Source organism: Escherichia sp. WS1152 (assembly GCF_046487665.1).
GTDB classification, from domain to species: domain Bacteria; phylum Pseudomonadota; class Gammaproteobacteria; order Enterobacterales; family Enterobacteriaceae; genus Escherichia; species Escherichia coli.
In genome coordinates this window covers 1-17730 of sequence record NZ_JBJQJA010000001.1, presented here as the reverse complement: position 1 = coordinate 17730, position 17730 = coordinate 1, and the positions used below count along the sequence as shown (strand labels likewise).

At 51.3% G+C, this 17730-nt stretch carries 16 protein-coding genes; 4 read left to right on the top strand and 12 right to left on the bottom strand.

Annotation, left to right across the window (positions count from 1 at the left end):
• The first annotated feature begins 9 nt into the window (after positions 1-9).
• The 3 genes from ACJHW7_RS00080 (at position 10) to ACJHW7_RS00070 (ending at position 2994) form a co-directional block, all read left to right on the top strand.
• Positions 10-741: a molecular chaperone gene (locus tag ACJHW7_RS00080; protein WP_021556598.1), complete on the top strand. Its 732-nt coding sequence runs from the start codon at positions 10-12 to the stop codon at positions 739-741.
• Positions 738-1799 carry a fimbrial protein gene (locus ACJHW7_RS00075; RefSeq protein ID WP_001209721.1) on the top strand — a complete coding sequence of 354 codons (1062 nt, stop codon included), beginning with the start codon at positions 738-740 and terminating at the stop codon, positions 1797-1799. The genes ACJHW7_RS00080 and ACJHW7_RS00075 overlap by 4 nt, the downstream gene beginning before the upstream one ends.
• A 148-nt stretch (positions 1800-1947) precedes the next feature.
• On the top strand, positions 1948-2994 hold the full coding sequence (locus tag ACJHW7_RS00070) for an AbrB family transcriptional regulator (RefSeq protein WP_040234611.1): 1047 nt from the start codon (positions 1948-1950) through the stop codon (positions 2992-2994).
• Here the strand turns inward: ACJHW7_RS00070 and nei are convergent.
• From nei to ybgI, 5 genes are read right to left on the bottom strand one after another with little or no spacing between them, the layout of a single operon-like run.
• Complete coding sequence (gene nei / locus ACJHW7_RS00065; RefSeq protein WP_001114001.1) at positions 2991-3782, bottom strand: endonuclease VIII; 792 nt, start codon at positions 3780-3782, stop codon at positions 2991-2993. The two genes, ACJHW7_RS00070 and nei, sit on opposite strands and share 4 nt — an antisense overlap.
• Positions 3783-3817: 35 nt before the next feature.
• Complete coding sequence (gene pxpA, locus ACJHW7_RS00060; protein ID WP_021556597.1) at positions 3818-4552, bottom strand: 5-oxoprolinase subunit PxpA; 735 nt, start codon at positions 4550-4552, stop codon at positions 3818-3820.
• Entirely contained in the window at positions 4542-5474 is a 933-nt protein-coding gene (pxpC, locus tag ACJHW7_RS00055; protein ID WP_000912716.1) for a 5-oxoprolinase subunit PxpC, read from the bottom strand. The genes pxpA and pxpC overlap by 11 nt, the downstream gene beginning before the upstream one ends.
• A complete protein-coding gene (gene pxpB, locus ACJHW7_RS00050) occupies positions 5468-6124 on the bottom strand; it encodes a 5-oxoprolinase subunit PxpB (protein ID WP_001188343.1) in 657 nt (218 codons plus the stop codon). The genes pxpC and pxpB overlap by 7 nt, the downstream gene beginning before the upstream one ends.
• 22 nt (positions 6125-6146) lie before the next feature.
• A complete protein-coding gene (gene ybgI / locus ACJHW7_RS00045) occupies positions 6147-6890 on the bottom strand; it encodes a radiation resistance protein YbgI (protein WP_000798871.1) in 744 nt (247 codons plus the stop codon).
• A 270-nt stretch (positions 6891-7160) separates the two neighbouring features.
• Between ybgI and dtpD the strand changes: the two genes are divergently transcribed.
• Entirely contained in the window at positions 7161-8642 is a 1482-nt protein-coding gene (dtpD, locus tag ACJHW7_RS00040; protein ID WP_001032697.1) for a dipeptide permease DtpD, read from the top strand.
• 149 nt (positions 8643-8791) lie between these two features.
• Here dtpD and phrB read toward each other — a convergent pair whose 3' ends face one another.
• The 7 genes from phrB to ACJHW7_RS00005 form a co-directional block, all read right to left on the bottom strand.
• Complete coding sequence (gene phrB, locus ACJHW7_RS00035; RefSeq protein ID WP_021556596.1) at positions 8792-10210, bottom strand: deoxyribodipyrimidine photo-lyase; 1419 nt, start codon at positions 10208-10210, stop codon at positions 8792-8794.
• Entirely contained in the window at positions 10207-10716 is a 510-nt protein-coding gene (locus ACJHW7_RS00030; RefSeq protein ID WP_001053307.1) for a YbgA family protein, read from the bottom strand. The genes phrB and ACJHW7_RS00030 overlap by 4 nt, the downstream gene beginning before the upstream one ends.
• Before the next feature lie 173 nt (positions 10717-10889).
• Positions 10890-11147 carry a hypothetical protein gene (locus tag ACJHW7_RS00025; RefSeq protein ID WP_000954499.1) on the bottom strand — a complete coding sequence of 86 codons (258 nt, stop codon included), beginning with the start codon at positions 11145-11147 and terminating at the stop codon, positions 10890-10892.
• A 12-nt stretch (positions 11148-11159) separates the two neighbouring features.
• On the bottom strand, positions 11160-12296 hold the full coding sequence (locus tag ACJHW7_RS00020; protein ID WP_040234609.1) for an ISAs1-like element ISEc1 family transposase: 1137 nt from the start codon (positions 12294-12296) through the stop codon (positions 11160-11162).
• 638 nt (positions 12297-12934) lie between these two features.
• Entirely contained in the window at positions 12935-13162 is a 228-nt protein-coding gene (locus ACJHW7_RS00015) for an NTF2 fold immunity protein (protein ID WP_000404862.1), read from the bottom strand.
• 243 nt (positions 13163-13405) lie between these two features.
• On the bottom strand, positions 13406-13975 hold the full coding sequence (ybfC, locus tag ACJHW7_RS00010; RefSeq protein ID WP_021556595.1) for a protein YbfC: 570 nt from the start codon (positions 13973-13975) through the stop codon (positions 13406-13408).
• A partial coding sequence (locus tag ACJHW7_RS00005; RefSeq protein ID WP_410233557.1) for an RHS element core protein occupies positions 13972-17730 on the bottom strand: 3759 nt, incomplete at its 5' end. The genes ybfC and ACJHW7_RS00005, both read right to left, overlap by 4 nt.

Below are 17730 nucleotides of genomic sequence, written 5' to 3'. Positions count from 1 at the left end.
GAAAAGACGATGACATTTGTTAAAGGATTCCCTTTGATTCTTCTGGTTGCCAGTATGTGCAGCCACGGCGCAGTGCAGCCTGACCGCACGCGCATCATCTTTAATAGCAAAGATAAAGCAACCAGCCTGCGCGTGGAAAACCGCAGCGAAAAACTCCCCTACCTCGCCTATTCATGGATAGAAAATGAAAAGGGAGAGAAAAGCGATGAATTTCTCGTCGCCCTGCCGCCTATCCAGCGACTGGAGCCAAAAGCGACTTCGCAGGTTCGGATCATGAAACAAGCCGCCACCGCGAAATTACCCACCGATCGCGAATCTCTCTTTTACTATAACCTGCGTGAAATTCCGCCTGTCCCGGAAGGCAGCGAGGGCCATGCGATCCTGCAAGTCGCCGTCCAAAGTCGCATTAAGCTATTCTGGCGGCCCGCCGCATTACGCAAAAAAATGGGCGATCATGTTGAGCAACAGCTACAGGTTAGCCAGCAGAATAACCAGCTTACCCTGAAAAACCCGACCGGATACTATCTGACTATTGCCTATCTTGGGCGGGATGAGAAAGGCGTGCTGCCTGGCTTTAAAAGCACGATGGTCGCACCGTTCAGTTCGGTCACCACCAGCACGGGCAGCTATAGCGGCAAGCAGTTTTATCTTGGCTACATGGACGACTACGGCGCATTGCGTATGAACACGCTCTCCTGCCAGCGGCAATGCCGCCTGCAGCCGGTGGAGAATAAAAAATGAGATTCGCCAAAGGCGTGTTGCTCGCCATCTGTCTGATTTTTTTGCCGCTAAAAGCGGCGCTGGCGCTGAACTGCTATTTTGGTACCGCAAACGGCGCTGTAGAAAAATCGGAAGCTATTATGCCCTTCGCCGTTCCGGCCAATTCCAAACCCGGCGATAAAATCTGGGAATCTGACGATATAAAAATTCCGGTCTACTGTGACAACAACACAAACGGTAATTTTGAAAGCGAGCACGTCTACGCCTGGGTAAACCCTTACCCCGGTATTCAGGATCCCTATTATCAATTGGGCGTAACCTATGAAGGCGTGGACTATGACGCAAGCCTTGGGAAAAGCCGCATCGACACGAATCAGTGCATCGACAGTAAGAATATTGATATTTACACCCCGGAGCAGATCATTGCGATGGGCTGGCAAAATAAACTTTGCTCCGGCGATCCAACCGTTATGCACAAATCGCGGACGTTTGTGGCGCGTATGCGGCTTTACGTTAAAGTTCGCGCCATGCCGCCCCATGATTATCAGAGCAAACTCAGCGATTACATCGTCGTACAGTTTGATGGCGCAGGCAGCGTGAACGAAGACCCTACCGCGAAGAATCTGAAATATCACATTACCGGTCTGGAAAATATCCGCGTGCTGGATTGCAGCGTCAACTTTGCTATCTCACCTGAAACCCAGGTCGTTGATTTTGGCCGATTTAACGTGCTGGATATTCGTCGCCATACGATGTCGCAGCAATTTAAAATAACTACAACCAAATCACAAAACGACCAGTGTACCGACGGTTTTAAAGTCAGCTCTTCGTTTTATACCGATGAAACCCTTATCGACGAAGATAAATCACTGCTCATTGGCAATGGCCTGAAGCTTCGATTGTTGGATGAAAATGCCTCACCCTATACTTTCAACAAATACAGTGAGTATGCCGATTTTACCAGCGACCTGTTAGTGTATGAAAAAACCTACACGGCAGAATTGTCATCCACGCCGGGTACGCCCATCGACGTTGGTCCCTTTGATACAGTGGTACTTTTCAAAATTAACTACAACTGATTTAGCCTATTGCCCTTTCCAGCCGGAGAGGGCTTCTTCGGTTAATTGCCAATTTTCCGGCTTTTATTGATTACCGTTATTTTTTCCATGCCCGGCATTCTTTATGCTGTATCGATACACCAAAGAGAAAATAATGAGGGAGCAAAGGATGCCAGTTTTGCAGTGGGGAATGTTATGTGTGCTATCACTTCTCCTTTCTATTGGTTTCCTCGCGGTACATCTCCCGGCGGCATTATTACTTGGGCCGATGATCGCCGGGATCATCTTCAGTATGCGCGGGGTTACCCTGCAACTCCCCCGCTCCGCTTTTCTCGCCGCGCAGGCCATTCTTGGCTGCATGATTGCGCAAAACTTGACCGGTTCGATCCTGACCACGCTGGCGGTTAACTGGCCGATTATGTTAGCTATTTTACTGGTGACGTTGCTTTCCAGCGCTATCGTGGGATGGCTACTGGTGCGCTATAGCTCACTGCCCGGAAATACTGGTGCCTGGGGCTCCTCGCCTGGCGGGGCTGCGGCAATGGTCGCAATGGCGCAGGATTACGGCGCAGATATCCGCCTGGTGGCGTTTATGCAGTATCTGCGAGTGCTGTTTGTCGCGGGGGCCGCAGTTCTGGTCACGCGAATGATGCTGGGCGATAACGCTGAAGCGGTTAACCAGCATATCGTCTGGTTCCCGCCAGTGAGCATTAATCTCCTGCTTACTATTTTGCTCGCGGTCGTTGCCGGTACAGTGGGATGCCTGCTGCGTCTTCCTTCCGGCACGATGCTCATCCCGATGCTGGCGGGCGCAGTGCTCCAGTCTGGTCAGCTCATCACCATCGAACTACCGGAATGGCTGCTGGCGATGGCGTATATGGCAATTGGCTGGCGGATTGGTCTTGGTTTCGATAAACAAATCTTACTGCGGGCACTACGCCCGCTACCACAAATCCTGCTGTCGATTTTTGCTCTGCTGGCTATTTGTGCGGGTATGGCGTGGGGGCTGACCCGGTTTATGCACATTGATTTTATGACTGCCTACCTCGCCACCAGCCCCGGCGGGCTTGATACCGTGGCGGTCATCGCCGCAGGGAGCAATGCCGATATGGCGCTCATTATGGCGATGCAAACCCTGCGCCTGTTCAGTATTTTGCTGACAGGGCCTGCCATTGCGCGGTTTATTTCAACCTATGCGCCGAAACGTACGGCCTAGTGCTGGCAGCCCGGACACCAGTAAAACGGGCGAGATGACAGCGTGGTTTTCTCAATGATGCCGCCACAGCGTTCGCACAGTTCGCCATCACGATGAAAAACCTTAAAGCGAAACAGCGCCCCATGATGCTTATTCTCATCCACCTGCCCCCGCGTAGCGTAAGAAAACCGAGGAATATCCAGTAACGCGTGTGCGAGTGCATCCAGTTGCGCCGCATTGAGGTCTTTCGCTTTATGATTTCCAGTCAACCCAACCTGCCAGAGGATCTCCACACGCAAATAATTGCCAAGCCCAGCCAGAAACGCCTGATCGAGCAGTAATCCAGCAAACTGACGGTTACGAAAGCGCGGCGACAATAACCGTTCTTTCACCACCTCCGGCGTCAGATTCGGATCCAGCACATCGGGACCAACGCGTTGTAAAAACGGATGCGTGGTCAGTTGTTCCGGGGTCAACATCTCAATATCCGAGGCGCTATAAAGCAGAATGGTTTTGTCAGCCGTTTGCAGTTTTACCCGCAATACTCGCGTGGTCTGCGACTCTTCGCCGGTATCAACCACGCGCCAGACGCCATAAAGCTGATTATGGCTGTAGAGCGTTAATTCGTTGGAAAAATGAGTTAACAGCGCCTTACCACGCGTTTCCACATGGGTAACGTGTTGACCGATAAGTTGTGATTGATAAGATTTTAACTGCGGGAAAGCAAACCAGACATCAGTTAGTGGTTTGCCTTTGATCGCCGCCTCCAGGTTATCCGCTGCACGGCGGATCTCCGGGCCTTCAGGCATGGTGATATCCTTTTTTCATTCTTTATTAATCGGGATTATGCTGCGACAACAATCCCCTTTTCGGCAAATGTAGAGCGTAGTCGGCGGGCGAACGCCAGTGCGTGCTCGCCGTCGCCATGCAGGCAGACCGTTTGCGCCGTGACCGTTGCCCATTCGCCGGTGATACTTTTGACTCTGCCGTGTTGCACCATCTCCAGCGTTTGCGCCAACGCCTGTTCTTCGTTTTCAATCAACGCGCCTGGCTGATTTCGCGGCACCAGCGAGCCGTCAGCCTGATAACCGCGATCGGCAAACACTTCCTCGCGCGTTGTCAGGCCATATTGCTTGCCTGCACGAATCAGCTCGCTTCCCGCCAGCCCGACGAGAATCAATGCCGGATCGCAAGCGTATACCGCTCTGGCGATGGCGTCTGCCAGTTGAGCCTCTTTCGCCGCCTGGTTGTATAACATGCCATGCGGTTTGACATGACGCATTACACCGACTTGCGCACGGGCAATCGTTGCCAGCGCACCAATTTGATACAGCGTCTGGGCGTAAACGGTTTCTGGCGGCAGCTGCATAGCGCTGCGACCAAAATTTTCCCTGTCGGGAAAACTCGGATGAGCGCCAATCGCGACACCATTTTTTATTGCTTCACGCACGCAAGCCTGCATGGTTTGCGCATCGCCTGCATGAAATCCACAGGCAATATTGGCAGAGGAAACCAGCGTTAATAGCTCTGCGTCGCTGGCGCAGCCTTCGCCCAGATCGGCGTTCAGGTCAATTTTCATTGTGCAGCCGCCACGCTAATTGTTCAAAATAACGTTGCTGATCTTGCCGCGCTTTCAGTGCCTCTTCCAGTGAACACTGGACAAAATGAATCGGCTGACCGAGCGGAATTTGCGCCAGATGGTACATATCAGCCTCAATGATACAGGCAATACGCGGGTAACCACCGGTGGTCTGTGCGTCGTTCATCAACACAATGGGCTGCCCGTTATGCGGCACCTGCACCACGCCCGGTAACAAACCGTGAGATAACAGTTCGCGATCGGTGGTGCGTTTTAAAATTTGCCCCTGTAAGCGATAGCCCATGCGGTTACTTTGCGAGCTAAGCTGCCAGGGCGAACGCCAGAATGCATCCTGCGAGGCGCGATCGAACTCATGATATTCCGGCCCCGGCAAGGCGCGAATGCGGTTGCCCCACAGCAGCTGTTTAACGCCCTGCGCTTCCATAAAATCACGCTTCGCTTTGCCAATCGGGAGTCGGTCACCATCCTTCAGTAAACGGCCTTCCAGCCCGCCAATCCCCACTTTGAGATCGGTGCTGCATGACCCCATTACCGGCGGAACATCAATACCACCCGCGACCGCCAGATAACTGCGCATCCCGTGCTGCGGGCGTTTAAGCGTTAAACGCTGGCCTGCTTTCATCGGCAATCGCCAGCCGGTCCAGACGGCATTATCATCCAGCCGCGCTTCGCAACCGGCACCCGTCAGAGCAAACCACCCATCAGTTTCGAACTCAACCGTTAACTGACCGAGCGTGATCTCCAGCGCGGGGGCATTGGCGTCATTACCCACCAGCAGGTTAGCAATGCGTAACGCAGGCATATCCAGTGCGCCGCAGTGGCTGATACCCGACTGGCGAAAACCGTGACGACCGCCATCTTGCACAGTGGTATACATGCCCGCACGAATAATCTTCAGCATACTCCCTCCTTTTGCGGTACAAAGCGCACGCTGTCTCCCGGACGTAATAAGATGGGTTCGTCACGCGCCGGATCAAACAGGCTGAGTGAGGTATGACCAATCAACTGCCAGCCACCCGGCGTTGCCAGCGGATAAACACCAGTCTGCGGCCCGCCGATCCCGACAGAACCTGCCGGAACGAGCAAGCGCGGTTCAGCGCGCCGTGGCGTGTGTAGTTGTTCCGGCAAACTCCCGAGATACGGGAAGCCCGGTTGAAAACCTAAAAACCAGACCACGTATTCCACGGAGGAGTGCAATTCAACAACCTGTTTTTCGCTCAACCCGCAATGCGCCGCGACCACCGCCAAATCCGGTCCGCCTGCACCACCGTAAACCACCGGAATTTCAATAAAGCGAGACTCAGGTTCCAGGGCCTCGCTCTCCTCCCACCAGCGTTGCAAACGCTCTATGGCATCCAGCGCCAGCGACTCAGGATTACGCAAAATCACCGTGATATTGTTCATGCCGGGAATGGCTTCAACCACATTCGGCATATCCACCAGACGCTGCGCCAGTCGCCAGATCCGTTTCTGGCTAGCCAGCGTCACCGGCGGTTCCAGTTCCAGCACTACCGCCGTTTCACCTATCAGATAACAACGCGCTCGTTGCACTTTCGATCCCTCTGATTATTCGTTATGCAGGATTAGGAATATCAATAAAGGTCACATCAAGATCGGTATTTTCATTCAGCCACTCGCTCAATGCGCGAATACCACCACGTTCAGTGGCATGGTGACCTGCAGCATAAAAATGCAATCCCTGCTCGCGGGCTGAATGAATGGTCTGTTCAGAAACTTCGCCAGTAATAAAAGCATCCACGCCAAAACGCGCGGCGCTATCGATAAAACTTTGCCCGCCGCCCGTGCACCAGGCGACGCGCTGGACCACCTCAGGTCCGGTATCGCCACACCATAACGGCTTACGTCCCAGACGCGCTTCAATCCAGGAAGCCAGCTCCAGTCCCGGTACAGGCATGGTCAGTTCGCCCCACGGCACCAACGGCTCAATTTCGCCCATGACCGTAATCCCCAGTAACGCCGCCAGCTGTGCGTTATTGCCCAGCTCAGGATGTGCGTCAAGCGGCAAATGCCAGCCATACAGGTTGATATCATTCGCCAGCAACGTTTTTAAACGGTTACGCTTCATGCCGCGAATGACCGGAGATTCGCCTTTCCAGAAGTAGCCATGATGCACAATGACCGCATCCGCGCCCAGACGCACTGCCTCATCGAGCAAAGCCTGGCTGGCAGTGACACCGGTAACAATTTTTTGCACCGTCTCTTTGCCTTCCACCTGCAAACCATTCGGCGCGTAATCACTAATCGCCGCGCTGTTCAGTTTTTCGTTAATCAGTTGTTCCAGTTCGGTGTTTTTCATCTTCGCGCCTTCCGTATTCTGATAGCTACACCGTTAACATAGCGTTACCTCGCCTGTTCGTCGATAGCCAATCTTTTGACATATTAAGAAACAAACCCGACGCCAAAAGACGCAAATTGTTTATATCATCACGCTTCAGCTAATGTATATTTATGCAATCAGACAGCATATTGCATAAATAATCAGATCTGTATCAAAGTTTTAACTTTAAGGAAACACAAGCACGCCGCGCAACTATTACGTGACGTTGCCGTCAATTGTGGAATTATTATGAATAAACACGCATCACAACCGCGCGCTATTTACTATGTCGTTGCGCTGCAAATCTGGGAATATTTTAGCTTTTACGGCATGCGTGCCCTGCTGATTCTCTATCTCACCAATCAACTAAAATACAACGATACTCACGCCTACGAGTTATTTAGCGCCTACTGTTCGCTGGTGTATGTCACGCCAATCCTCGGTGGCTTTTTGGCGGATAAAGTTCTCGGCAATCGCATGGCGGTGATGCTGGGGGCGTTATTGATGGCGATCGGTCATGTGGTGTTGGGTGCAAGTGAGATCCATCCGTCATTCCTCTATCTGTCCCTGGCGATAATCGTTTGTGGCTATGGTCTGTTTAAATCCAATGTCAGTTGCCTGCTCGGCGAGCTGTATGAGCCAACCGATCCGCGTCGTGATGGCGGTTTCTCGCTGATGTATGCAGCGGGTAACGTGGGGTCTATTATCGCACCTATTGCCTGTGGCTACGCCCAGGAAGAGTACAGTTGGGCGATGGGCTTTGGCCTGGCGGCGGTGGGTATGATCGCGGGTCTGGTTATTTTCTTATGTGGCAATCGTCATTTCACACATACCCGCGGCGTTAACAAAAAAGTACTGCGTGCGACAAACTTTCTGCTGCCGAACTGGGGATGGCTGCTGGTTCTGCTGGTGGCAACGCCTGCGCTGATTACCGTACTGTTCTGGAAAGAATGGTCGGTATACGCCTTGATTGTCGCGACTATCATTGGCCTGGGTGTACTGGCAAAAATTTATCGCAAAGCAGAAAACCAGAAACAGCGTAAGGAGCTGGGGCTGATTGTGACGCTCACCTTCTTCAGTATGTTGTTCTGGGCCTTCGCACAACAGGGCGGTAGCTCGATTAGCCTTTATATCGACCGCTTCGTTAACCGCGATATGTTTGGTTATACCGTTCCGACCGCGATGTTCCAGTCGATTAATGCCTTCGCAGTTATGCTGTGCGGTGTGTTCCTGGCGTGGGTGGTAAAAGAGAGTGTCGCGGGTAATCGTACCGTGCGCATCTGGGGAAAATTTGCTCTTGGCCTTGGCCTGATGAGCGCCGGATTCTGCATTCTGACCTTAAGCGCCCGCTGGTCCGCAATGTATGGTCACTCTTCTCTGCCACTGATGGTATTAGGCCTGGCGGTGATGGGCTTTGCGGAACTGTTTATCGACCCGGTTGCTATGTCGCAGATTACGCGCATTGAAATCCCCGGTGTGACCGGCGTATTAACCGGCATTTATATGCTGCTTTCCGGCGCGATTGCGAACTATCTGGCGGGCGTGATTGCCGATCAGACATCGCAGGCTTCGTTTGATGCTTCCGGGGCGATCAACTACTCCATCAATGCATATATTGAAGTATTTGATCAAATTACCTGGGGCGCACTGGCGTGTGTAGGAGTGGTACTGATGATTTGGCTGTATCAGGCGCTGAAATTCAGAAACCGCGCGCTGGCGCTGGAATCTTAACAGGCCAGCACCGATGCCTGATGCGACGCTTGACGCGTCTTATCAGGCCTACGTATTTCCTGCAATTTATTGAATTTGCAAAAATTTGTAGGCTGGATAAGGCGTTCACGCCGCATCCGGCATCTGGGCTCGATTGCCTGACGCGTCTGTTATTTCCCCTTCCGCGCCGCCTCATACGCTGCCAACGTTTGTACTCTCGCCTCTTTGTGCTCGACTATCGGTTGCGGATAATCCAGCTTCACACCTGCTTTCTCAGCCCACTTCCACGGCTCATGCACCGATTTCCCCGGTACATTGCGCAGTTCCGGTAGCCACTGGCGGATAAACTCGCCTTCGCGGTCAAATTTCTCGCCCTGGGTTGTCGGGTTGAAAATACGAAAATACGGCGCTGCATCAGTACCCGTAGAAGCCGCCCACTGCCAGCCACCGTTATTGGCTGCCGAATCACCATCAATCAGCTGCGACATGAAATATCGCTCGCCTTCGCGCCAGTTGATCAACAAATCTTTCACCAGAAAACTGGCTGTAATCATCCGTAGCCTGTTATGCATCCAGCCAGTGCTGTTAAGCTGACGCATGGCAGCATCGACAATCGGGTATCCCGTTTTGCCTTCCTGCCAGGCCTGTAAATGTGCGGGATTGCTCTGCCACTGCACACGATCCGTCCAGGCAATAAATGGACGATGTTTACACAACGAGGGGTGATACGTTATCAGGTGACGGTAAAACTCGCGCCAGATCAGCTCATTAAGCCAGACACTACCGGCCCCACCGTCCAGCGCCTGCGGCTGTTCCGCCAACAGGCGATGCAAACACTGGCGAGGTGATAACCCGCCCGTTGCCAGGCTGGCGGACAAACGGCTGGTGCCTTCCACTGCCGGAAAATCTCGTTGTTGCTCATACTCTCCGGCACCGTTCTGGCAAAACTGGCGTAATTGCGCAATCGCCGCTTTTTCTTCCACCGGGAAATGCGCAGTATCGAAAGACTGACGAGGATAATTTAGCGTAATGGATGGCGCGGGCTTTATCGATCCGCTACTACGAACTTTTGGTGCAGCGACGCACTCCGGCATCCCTTCCCGCAGCCGTTTCAGCCAGGCATTCTTAAAAGGCGTAAAGACTTTGTACATCTCGTGATTGCCAGTCATCACCGCCCCCGGCGGCAGGATCACGCTGTCATCAAATCCTTCACACACCACGTTACGCAGCGCTCTTTCAACGTCCACATCCCGCGCCCGCTCATTCACCTCATACTGATAGTTATAAAAAAGATGAGTAACGCTGTTTTCCGCGCACACCTGTTTAACTAATTCGACGCTGGCGACAAAGTCATCCACTTCACGGAACAATAAAGGAATACCTTTTTCCGCCAGCGCGATTTGTAGCCCGTTCAGTTGAGCATTGATAAGTTCAGCCTGACGCGGCGACATATTATGCGCCGCCCACTGGCGTGGTGTAGCGATATACAACGCCAGCACGCGTGCAGACGAATTGCGGCAGGCGGCAGCCAGCGCGAGATTATCGTGCAGACGTAAATCCTGGCGAAACCAGACCAGATGGGTAGTCATAAAACTCCTGAATGGCGCAAGTTAATCACACGCGGCCAAAGTTCGAAATAACGCTGCCCTGAAAGCCAGGCGTCAGGATAAAGCGCCATATAGTGTTTGATACGCATCAGCGGCGCAAGAAGCGGTTGCTCGCCACGGCGATAACTGTCGATAAGCGCTGCCAGCTGCTGGCGTTCTGTGGAATCAATATGCGGGCGAAAATAACCCTGAACGTGCATCAAAACGTTGGTGTGATCTCGCGGGTTGGCAGGATGAGAAAGCAAAACAATTACGCGTTGGTAGTACTGGTTGTAATAGTCATCCAGATTTTGCCACCGATGAATATCAGCCACAAACGGGCCAAGTTTGCGGTATTCCGGCTGGGAATGCGCCAGAAAGACGAGTTTATAGCGGCTGTGATAATCGAGAAGCGCCCCGCGCGTTAAGCCTCGCTCTTTAAGACGGTGTAACTCCTGCAAAGCAAAAATGCGGATAAGGGTGCTGTCATCAAATCGTTGTAGATTCATTACTGCTCCTGAACGGTTTACAGGAGTAAGTGTAGACGATGGTAAATGAATTTTGTGGGGTTATGCTTTCTTCCCTACCAAGCTGTTATATCCAGTTCAAAAACAATCATTTTACATCATCATCAAAGCAGCGAATACTTGACCGATTGGTAGTACCGCTGCATATTTCACCATCAATTATATTTTATAATTTGTTGTATTGCTGACTTTATATTGCCAATGACATCCTCATCATTAAATTCATTTAATATATTTTTTAGAATAGGATGTAGTTTAATATCACCTAAAATACCTGCCAAAATAATAACTTCATCAAAAATTATGTTTTTTTGCAGTTCATAAATTATAGCAGTTATAACACGATTATCTTTTCTTTCTGCCAGTCCGCTTATAGCTTCAATTCTGGCACAATCATTCTTATCTGTCAGCATTCCAGGGCAAGATTACGAAAGCCCGCTCCCCGCAAGGACTGACGCCAGATAGTTTCTGTCCATGGCTGCTTTTCGCATCTTACGTCTTAACCCTGCCTTGAATACCTTATCATTCGTCAAAATATTAATAGCAATGTGCCGTATCCCTGAAAATAATTCTGCTGCATTTCCTCTTCTTATTTTGCAGTCGTCTTCATTCATTACCACGTCCAGACGCCAGTGCAGCTTATTCTCCACGTGCCAGTGGTTTCGGATTGCTGTGGCGAACTTCTCTGCGGTTAAATCAGCAGAACTGATATAATATCTGACCGTCATTTCTGGCTCTTTCTTTTGTTCTGCTATTATGGACCGAAAGGAGACTGCCACGCATAATTTCTTCAGCCCTTTCCATTCAAACGTGAAATCAATAAGTTCATCAGGGACATCGCAAACATTATGAAGACGGATCTCTTCTCTGCCGTGACTCTTTTCACTCATTGCGTAACTGTCATGCTCTGGATTATTTAATTCTTTCAGTGGAAATTTTTCCTCAAAGGCTTTATTAAGCCGCCCCTGATTTCCTTTTACAGCGAATAAATAATCACCGCCCTGTTTTTGTATCTTCTCTGCGATATCTTTCTGGCAACCCATCGCATCAGTTGTGATAATTTTTCCTTTAATATCCAGCATGTTAAGAAGTTCAGGGATAGCTGTAATCTCATTAGATTTCTCATCCGTCTTGATCTGTCCGATGACCAGACTGTGCATTGTTGAGAACGCACTAATGACATGAATCGCTCCCCTGCGGCGACTCTTGTCATAAGAGTGCCGGAGCGTTTTTCCATCAATTGCAATGACGTCTTTATCATCTGAAGAATGGCAGTCACGCATCCAGTTAATAAAGCACTCGTGAAATTTTGCAGGACTGATACAGGATACAACTCTGGCAATGGTATCGTGAACAGGAATACCATTTTCAAAATCACCATATTGCTTCAAAAAATCGAGATGTGTTTCCCCAAAATCCTCTATATCTTCCCAGCCTTCTGCACCAGAAATAACGGCACAAATAGTCAACAGTAGAATATCCGATAATTTATGCTCCACTTTCCAGGCTTGTCTGTAATCAGGGATAATAGAAATATGTTCCATCAATTTTTTAAGTTCCATTTTGTTCTCCTTAATTATGTAAGGAGTATTTGATCATGTATAAGCAATAAAAAACAGCTTCAGGTAATGAGGAATATCTCAATTTTTAAACATAAAATGCGAATTATTTAGTACAAAAAGTGAACTTCTGATGATCTTTCCCTGTGATTGCTTCCCGTTTCCCGATACGGCGGCGCGGGGAGTCATAAAGGTAAGAAATTTCCAGCAGTACAGCGTCCTATTGTTCACGGCGGTAATGCACCAACCAGTATTGGCTATCGTAGTGATAACCGTGTAACCTGCCGCCGCATCGCGTATCTAATGTTCATTCTTTTCCATAAACCGTCCGTACACATTGTGATAGTAAAAATACAATACATCTTCGCTGATGCGGTTATTCTGCTGCATGTGGGGAGCGCCGAATACTGCTCCCGGTATGGCCAGTAATTACTATTTAGTACGACGTTAGGGGGAGTCACTTAATCTCACAGATACTTCAAGTAACAGATGAAAATCGCTCCTGAAATGAAAAAAGAAATTTTTTTGAATGTGTTCCTGTCAAATCAAGTGGTTTTTTCGTCGATATGTAGAGTCATATTGTACACAAAATTGTTACGAAACACACCTTGGTAAAATATTTGAATCGACTGTACAGTGGATTATTTTGTGTGTATTACATTCAACACTTGCCCATCTTTTTTCGCTATTAGTATTGTAAAATTTCCTCCTAAAGTCTTCGGTTGTTTTCCCTCGATTTTCCAACAATTATTGTCATCTGTAATACTATATGGTTTCTGAAATTCTGCTTTTTCTTTCCCGTATACATATTTAATGTAAACATATGATAATTCCAAAGCCATTTCACGACTATTTACTAAAATTTCCACTGGATTTTCTTTTCCAAATACTTGTTATGATATTGTAAACAATATCATAATAAGTAATATTAGTGAGTTTCTCATGTTCTACACCTATCGAATCTCAAAAGCTGTGGGTAAAACATTACATTCAGAATATATGATATTCTTACCATCGGAATCCATTTTTCCAAATCGACCTTCTGGTGTACCTGGATATCCATTAAGAACATGTTTTTCCGAATGGTTAATTTATTCTCTCAGGAAGATGTTTTATTTTTCTTCACTACGAAGCAGTTCATGCTGTATTTTTGTTAAACATTCGTAAGACTCATCTTTGTTCGGGAGATGTGCTGTCATTCGAGCATAAGTTGGCTTCTCATCTTTAAAATATTTAACCATGATTGAATTATCAAGGACTGCCAACAACTGAGCTGGATCACTGCTCTTTTTTTGATAGATACCCGCTCTTATATAACTTCTAAACCGATCGCCGAGAAACGCCGTTTTTTCTGCTGTATTTATCAACTCCTGCAACGTTCCTTTGATGGCATGATTTTCATTAAGGCGTAGTGACCCGACACGAATTAAGAGTCTCGCCCCGCTTGGTGTGAATTTATTATTTTTACATGTACCCAGTTCTGTTTGCCAATAATACTCACCGATGTCCTCATTCTGATACCATCTCCACATGGCTTTATTATTTAAGACAGGAAACGCGGAAAAAATAGTACCCTTAGCGAAAATAGTAAAACAATCATGATCTTTAGCTTGTATTTCGCAATCAGCTATAACACCAAAATTAACAAATATCATCAGCAAAAAGAACAAAACTCTTTTCATTTTCTTATTCCTCTCGATGTTCTCTGTTTCATTTTAGCTAAAATTTCACCCAAATCATCTATCCCTGCTGTTGCTGGCCCATCGGGTTTATTAATGTCTGGGAATAAATAGGGTTCTGCACAAGTATATCCTGGTGGTAATTGAGTTGTTGGCCAATTTGTCTGTGGCAGGTAATCACTTGCTGTCTTTGTATCCATCCCTGGATACTGGGGATCATCCTGTGGCGTACAAGTCAGATTTGGTTTTACCCACTTCCTGCAATACAGTGTGTAGTCGTAAGGGCTTAATGCTCTGAAGAATGTTTTGAAAACATTAGGCGCACTACTGGCCTGGTCAATAGGATATGGCAGTCTTAATTGTTTCGCTATGTCTGGCAATTTACTTGGATCGGGCGTAGGCGGTTTGTTGGGTCTCGCTCCATATCCGCCATTATTTAAGTGTCCATATTTTGATGCCAGTCCCATTGAATCTATATACTGAACCGGATTCAACGGATACTGATAAAAATTCCATCCCCCCTTCAGTCCAATCGGATCCTGAGTGATATACCTCCCCTGCAGCGGGTCATAATAGCGGTGGCGGTTGTAATACAGGCCGGACTCCTCATCATACTGCTGACCCGGCAGGCGGATGAGCTGCTGCAGCTGGTGCGGGTTCTCTTCATTCAGCTGGTTACCCCATTCATCGTATTCTGCGTACCACGCTGTTGTCCCTTCCGTGCTGATAAGCGCCAGCGGCAGGCCGCGATGGTCGCAGTGGTACAGGTGGATTTTTCGCGCCGGCGTGTACACCGGGTCCATCTGGTTTTGCATCTGCTTCACCGTCAGGCCGCACGATGCCAGCCAGCGGCGGCTTTCCTCACTCACCCGGTCAGCCAGGATTTCACTTTCCAGCCGGTCGAGCATCTGCACCAGCACCGGCGGGAACACCACACTGCCACCGTCTTCACCGCCGGACTGCTGAAGGGCATCCGCCAGGCTGCGGCGCTGCGTTCTGGCCAGTTCACCGGTGGCAGTTTCAACTCTGATGAGTGGTGTGAAGCTCCCCGGCTGATAAATCGTCTGGATGCGGGTTCTGTCGTTCTGTATCGTGGTCAGGCGGTCGCCATCCCAGCCGTACCAGGTCACTTGCGGTTTCCGTGACAGCGACATCCAGCCCGTCAGGTCCCGTTCACGTCGCCATACCCGTTTTGCCACCCTGCGGCCCAGCGGGTCGTAAAGATAGCGGCTTTCGACCAGCGGCTCTGCATATTGTGTCCGCGTGTAGTGCACCAGCCGGTGCTGACTGTCGTAATGGTACCGGTGGGTGCGCTCATCATCCGTGCGGATAACCCCTTCCGGGATGAGGTCGGTTTTCTCTGTCAGTCTGCCGTGACGGTCATACCGGTAAAGATAGTGCGCGTCACGGGCGATACGGTTATCCGGCCACATGCTGAGGGTGCTGTCCGGGTGCAGCTCCGGGTCGGGCAGGCGGTTACCTGCCGGGTCCGTGGCATACGGGATGCGGATATCAAGGTTCGCTGCCGTGGTGTGAACGCCGGTCAGCCTGCCGGAGTCGCTGTAGCTGTAACTCCGGGTATGGCGCGGGCTGCTGATGCGGATGAGTTCGCCGTTGTCGTTCCAGGTGTAATCGCGGTCAGACTGCAGGCTGTTCAGGTGCTGGCTCTGTAACTGCCCGGCAGGGGTATAAGCGGTGGTGAGTTCATAATGGCCGAAGCTGCGCAGCGTTTCCCGGTGCAGGCGGTCGCGGGTGAAATCCACCAGCGGTGTGTCGCCGAGCTTCATGCCTGACAGCCAGCCGCTGCCGTAGGTCAGCCATTCCACGGCGGGCAGGCTGTCCGGTATACAGCGGTTCGCCAGCCCCTGCGCGTTGTAAGCGTGTCTGGTCTCATGCTGCCAGAGCAGTGCTTCCGTCTGCGGGTGATGCACCGTCTGACGCTCACCGGTCAGGCGGCCTTTCTCATCATACCTGTAATGCACCGCTACCCGGTGCCCTTCGCTGATATGGCTGATGTCTGTCAGCCAGCCACGTTCGTCATACCGCCACCGCTCTGCGGTTTCACCCTTCACGGTGCGGTGCGTGAGGCGGTCTGCTTCGTCATAGTGCCAGTGGGTGACCAGACCCTCATCCTCGCTGCGGATAAGTTTGCCGGTCAGGTCGTGGTGATAATGCTGTGTGCGGCCGTCAAAGCCGGTTTCCTGTATCAGCCGGTCGAGTACATCGTAACGGAAGGTGGTGTGGCTGCCGTTTTCACTGGTCAGGCGGATGACCCGTCCGGCAGCATCGTATTCCATACTGCGCGTCAGACCGCCCTGCGTGGTACGGATGGCCTTTCCCCACGCATCGTACTGTGTCCCGTTTCTGCTGCCGTCCGGAGCAATGACGGCGGTCAGGTCACCGGCGGCGTTGTATTCATACCGCATTTCATGGCCCTGCATGTCTTTCACGGCAATTAACCGTCCACGGCTGTCGTATGCGCGGTACTGACTCAGCCCTTCCTCGCGGTGCACCGCCGTCATCTGCCCGAAACGGTCATGGTCATAACGGGTTACATAACCGGAACAGTCGGTGAAGCTCAGCAACTGGCCGTAACGGCTCCACGTCATGGTTTTCCGGCTGCCGGTGGCATCGTCCGTTGCGCAGGGTAAGTCACTGTGTGGATTATCATAACGGTAGCGGGTGATATCGCCGTCAGGGGCGGTTTCCTGAATCAGACGGCCGGATTCATCATATTCCCGGCGCATTTCCAGCCCGTCAGGCCCGGTGGCTGACGTTAACTGGCTGTGGTGGTTATAGTAAAATGCCGATGCCCTGCCATCCGGTGTGGTGATGCGCGTGATGAGTCCCGTCACCACATCCGGGCTGTATTCTGTTGTCCGGCCTGCGGCATCCGTCTGTGCCTTAAGCCTGCCCACCGCATCAAACTGACTCTGCGTGACGCTGCCGTCCGCGTGTTCCTTTTTCACCACCCGCTTCAGCCCGCCTTCGCCCTGCGTGTGCAGCACTTCACGGCGGTCCAGGCTGTCGGTGATGGTGATGCGGTTTTGCTCATAACAGTAGGTGTAGCTTAAGCCCGCCGGGTTAAGCTGCTCTGTCACCCGCCCGTCGCTGTCGTAACGGTAACGGATTTCCGGTCGGCCCGTGTGACGGTGCGCCACCATCCGGCCCCGGTATTTATCATCGTAAGTAAAGCTGCGCACCTGTGTATTGCTGCGGTCATACACCGCCGCCAGTTCGCCGCGTGGCGTCCAGCCATAGCGCACCAGCGGCGCGGCTGGCAGGTTGTCCGGGTATTCCGGGTCGTGCGTCAGCCACACGGCAGACAGACGGATGCCGTTGTCCCGGCCATATTCGGTGTAACCCGGCAGGGTATCAGGAAAAGCGGACGGTTCCGTCCCGCCGGAAGAGGCCTGCTGCCGGGCTTCTTCTGCCCGCTGCGCCTGCGTGGTCAGTACCAGCCGGAAGTGACGCCCGGCACCATCCGTCACGCCGGTGATTTCGCCGCTGAATTCACCGGCGGCTTCGCGGTGGAACGTCTGTGTGCGCCCGAAGCGGTCCACCAGCCCGGTCAGTACCCGGTACGGCGGCAGCGGCGCAGGCAGCACCTCATCCGCTTCCGGCACCCGCTCACACCAGCCGAGCAGCCACCACGGCCCCTGCGGACTGTTTGTCGCCAGATAACGATGCGGACTTAAGCGGAGTTCTTCCGGCAGCGCCTGCCAGAGTGCGGCCAGCCGGTGACCTTCATCCAGTTT

Coding starts and splice junctions, on each gene's coding strand:
- ACJHW7_RS00080 (WP_021556598.1), top strand. CDS start 10: ATGACATTTGTTAAAGGATTCCCTTTGATTCTTCTGGTTGCCAGTATG.
- ACJHW7_RS00075 (WP_001209721.1), top strand. CDS start 738: ATGAGATTCGCCAAAGGCGTGTTGCTCGCCATCTGTCTGATTTTTTTG.
- ACJHW7_RS00070 (WP_040234611.1), top strand. CDS start 1,948: ATGCCAGTTTTGCAGTGGGGAATGTTATGTGTGCTATCACTTCTCCTT.
- nei (WP_001114001.1), bottom strand. CDS start 3,782: ATGCCTGAAGGCCCGGAGATCCGCCGTGCAGCGGATAACCTGGAGGCG.
- pxpA (WP_021556597.1), bottom strand. CDS start 4,552: ATGAAAATTGACCTGAACGCCGATCTGGGCGAAGGCTGCGCCAGCGAC.
- pxpC (WP_000912716.1), bottom strand. CDS start 5,474: ATGCTGAAGATTATTCGTGCGGGCATGTATACCACTGTGCAAGATGGC.
- ybgI (WP_000798871.1), bottom strand. CDS start 6,890: ATGAAAAACACCGAACTGGAACAACTGATTAACGAAAAACTGAACAGC.
- dtpD (WP_001032697.1), top strand. CDS start 7,161: ATGAATAAACACGCATCACAACCGCGCGCTATTTACTATGTCGTTGCG.
- phrB (WP_021556596.1), bottom strand. CDS start 10,210: ATGACTACCCATCTGGTCTGGTTTCGCCAGGATTTACGTCTGCACGAT.
- ACJHW7_RS00030 (WP_001053307.1), bottom strand. CDS start 10,716: ATGAATCTACAACGATTTGATGACAGCACCCTTATCCGCATTTTTGCT.
- ACJHW7_RS00025 (WP_000954499.1), bottom strand. CDS start 11,147: ATGCTGACAGATAAGAATGATTGTGCCAGAATTGAAGCTATAAGCGGA.
- ACJHW7_RS00020 (WP_040234609.1), bottom strand. CDS start 12,296: ATGGAACTTAAAAAATTGATGGAACATATTTCTATTATCCCTGATTAC.
- ybfC (WP_021556595.1), bottom strand. CDS start 13,975: ATGAAAAGAGTTTTGTTCTTTTTGCTGATGATATTTGTTAATTTTGGT.